5 protein-coding genes are annotated in these 2,850 nt (G+C 58.9%); all 5 read left to right on the top strand.

Features of this window, described 5'->3' with window-relative positions:
* Positions 1-268, top strand: a 268-nt coding sequence (locus CF70_RS27480) for a hypothetical protein (protein WP_035872565.1), incomplete at its 5' end; no start/stop codon positions are given.
* An 89-nt stretch (positions 269-357) separates the two neighbouring features.
* Complete coding sequence (locus CF70_RS27485; protein WP_035872569.1) at positions 358-594, top strand: hypothetical protein; 237 nt, start codon at positions 358-360, stop codon at positions 592-594.
* Between the two features lie 207 nt (positions 595-801).
* Positions 802-1,056: an AbrB/MazE/SpoVT family DNA-binding domain-containing protein gene (locus tag CF70_RS27490; RefSeq protein WP_035872578.1), complete on the top strand. Its 255-nt coding sequence runs from the start codon at positions 802-804 to the stop codon at positions 1,054-1,056.
* Positions 1,056-1,418, top strand: coding sequence for a type II toxin-antitoxin system PemK/MazF family toxin (locus CF70_RS27495; protein WP_035872572.1), 363 nt, complete (start codon positions 1,056-1,058; stop codon positions 1,416-1,418). The genes CF70_RS27490 and CF70_RS27495 overlap by 1 nt, the downstream gene beginning before the upstream one ends.
* Positions 1,419-1,511: 93 nt before the next feature.
* Positions 1,512-1,991, top strand: coding sequence for a hypothetical protein (locus CF70_RS27500; protein ID WP_035872574.1), 480 nt, complete (start codon positions 1,512-1,514; stop codon positions 1,989-1,991).
* Positions 1,992-2,850 lie beyond the last annotated feature (859 nt).

Below are 2,850 nucleotides of genomic sequence, written 5' to 3' on the forward strand. Positions count from 1 at the left end.
TATGTGTGCCACGAGCATCGAGAACATGCGTAGTTCGTTCGAGGCGCTCGCTCAGTTCGCAGGCGCTAGCGGCCTTGCCGATCTGGCGGTCGCGATTGAACGCCTGGATGTGACCTTGCCGTACTCACAGCTGTCGCGGCAACTTCCTGGCCTTCGTATGTTGTTTAACAAGGGCTGGTGCGAGTTCCGCTTTGACGCAGAAGAGGGCGAGAAGCTGCTCTCCTTCGTCAGTGGCCATGACGCTACCTTCAGGTTCGATCATTACTGACCAAGCAAACCATCTGCACCACATTCACTTCCACGCATTGGGGCCACGTCCTCATGGGGCATGGCCCCAATTCGCCATGGTGTCTTTCCATGCATCTCTCCTTCCGCTTCCTCACCGCCGCCGTGTTCGCACTGGTGGCGGTGCTACTGCTGGTCTTGTATTTCCTGACTACAACGAAGGACAGCGCATTGTTGCTCCAACAGTTGGCGATCTGCACCACCCTTGGTGAACTTACCGTCATCGGGTGCGCGTTAAAGGCGCTTGCCTCGTTGGACGACCGCGTGGCTACCCGTGGTTCCGATGCGGGCGCGTTCGCGCACCCGTAACGTCTCTCACCGAGTTGATGGTGGCCGCGCGCCACCTCTATCTTCCACCCATCGGGGAACGTCTCTCCGATGGGGCGTTTCCCGCTTCATCTGAAGCTGAATATGACTCTCAAGGCCCATCGATTTGCCCTAACGGAACGTAGATACGTGTGGAAACTCGCGCGTCCGATGTATATACTCGTATCTACAAAACCAATGGTGGCTGGTATGACGAAATCCGCAACGCTCACGATTCAAAAGTGGGGCAATAGCCTTGCCGTTCGCATCCCGACAAGTGTGGCGCGAGCGGCACATTTCACGGAAGGTCAGCAGGTTGAGGTTTCCGTCGACGAAATTGGTGTGACGGTAAAGCCTGTCGGGCAGCGTAGTTTGACTTTGGCTGAGAAGCTGGCGCTATTTGACTCTGCCAAGCACGGTGGCGAAGTGATGGCATCCGCGCGTGTCGGTGCGGAGGCGATGTAATGGCCGGTAGGTCCTGGGTGCCAGATCGTCAGGAGATTATCTGGATTGATTGCAATCCTCAGATCGGGCGCGAAATGAAAGACATGCATCCCTTGCTTGTCCTATCTCCGCAAGCGTTCAATGAACGAACCGGCATCGTCATCGGCCTGCCGATGACGACAGCCGCATACAACGATAGCAATCCCTTTGCGATCAAGTTTCAAGGGCCAAAGGGGAAAGTCAGCTACGTGTTGGCACATCAGCCAAAGTCGTTTGATTGGCGCGCGCGCGGCGCCAAGGCCCATCCGTGGAAGCAGGCTTCCCCTGAAGTTTTTGCTGCGGCATGTGAGCAGCTGAATCAGATCATCGCGATAGCAGACTGACCGTCAGTCCTGGAGCCGAGGTTTCAGGCTCTTCCAATTACCCGCCGGGAGCGCCCCGGTGGGGCGTTTCCCAGCCCAATGCAAGGAAACGTTATGTCCCAGAAGTTCCTCGAAATCGAAGTCGGACCTTCTCCCTACGATGAAGAATGTGCGCAGGTTGGCCAGGATGGCTATCGTGAGCGCTCGCGTGTGGAATGCGCGGTCTACATCCGGCAGCTTTACCGCATCTTCGGCACCCATGAGCCATGCGTGCTGTCATTCGTGCGCCAGGGTTTCCCCCATGACTTCGGGCAGTACTACAAGGTCGTGGCCTGCATGAATCGCCGCGGCCAACGGATCTTCGACGAAGGCAAGTTGCCGGCGCAATGGGATCACATCGCACGAGCGGAGCTGACCTGGTCCCTACTGAGCCGGCGCTACAGGCAGGAATGCTGGGATGGCCGACGAGATGAGCTGGATATTCCGGCGCTCTATCTCGGCGCCGTGCCTGACTTCCCTGACCATCCGGTCGCAAACTGGCTGGCACTCGGCTTCGTGCCGATGCCCGACGTTTTGGCGCTCCCTCACCATTGAGCCCAGCTGCCTATTCTCTCCCCGGGGATCCGGGACTGCGAATGGGCCTGACGTCGCGCCTATTGAGCTGCCGCACTCGCGGCAAAGTAACTCAACCCAGCCGGGAGACAACCCGGTAGGGGGTCGCCGGCAATCTCTCGCAAGAGACTACTATGTACAAAGAAATCATTGAACGCCTTATCCTGGCTCAGAAAGACGCCCGGGCGGCCTATGCCGCAGCGGTAGCCTTTGAGCGAGAACAGCTACTGTATTGCCGCCGCTCGGTCTGAACCTAGACGATCGCGTGCACGGTGAGACCGTGCTAAATCACCAGTTGCTTGATGACTGATGGGCCAGCGATTACCCGTCCTGTGACCTCGCAGAAACGGGTACGCATCCCACGGCGGACGTCGCATCGTCCTCGGCTTCGATTGCGAGTTCACGGAGGCGATGGTGTTGAAGCGGCTTCTGGATCGCCGGATCTCGCCTCTGGAGGGCGGCGGTTGCCCAAAGGGTTCCGCTTTGGCGGCCACGGTCGCCTCGACCTTGAGAGCGACCAGAGTCGGGCGCGTTGGCAGCTTTCGGCCCGGCGCCATTACGTCCCGACCGGGAGTCCCATTCCGAACTATCCGCGCGATGTGTTCGGCTTGATCGCCTTCACGGGCGGGGATGGCACCGCGGCGCAGCCTTACGGCTACATCGCCATAGCAGGCTCGCCGCTTGTGCCTGAGGGATATGGCGCGCGCCTTGATGTTGCGGTATTCTTTCGGCACCTACCGCGTCTCTGACGCATCGACCCCGCACCGCCAGGTGCACAGTTTTTTGCAGTATTGTGGCCTGTCCGCCTTTTCGGGCTAGCCAACGCCATCTTTCTTATCCC

This window comes from Cupriavidus sp. SK-3, from assembly GCF_000611145.1.
In the GTDB taxonomy this organism is placed as follows: domain Bacteria; phylum Pseudomonadota; class Gammaproteobacteria; order Burkholderiales; family Burkholderiaceae; genus Cupriavidus.

What these genes read in the sequence shown, in the direction of transcription:
- CF70_RS27485 (WP_035872569.1), top strand. Translation starts at nt 358, where the DNA reads ATGCATCTCTCCTTCCGCTTCCTCACCGCCGCCGTGTTCGCACTGGTG.
- CF70_RS27490 (WP_035872578.1), top strand. Translation starts at nt 802, where the DNA reads ATGACGAAATCCGCAACGCTCACGATTCAAAAGTGGGGCAATAGCCTT.
- CF70_RS27500 (WP_035872574.1), top strand. Translation starts at nt 1,512, where the DNA reads ATGTCCCAGAAGTTCCTCGAAATCGAAGTCGGACCTTCTCCCTACGAT.
- CF70_RS27495 (WP_035872572.1), top strand. Translation starts at nt 1,056, where the DNA reads ATGGCCGGTAGGTCCTGGGTGCCAGATCGTCAGGAGATTATCTGGATT.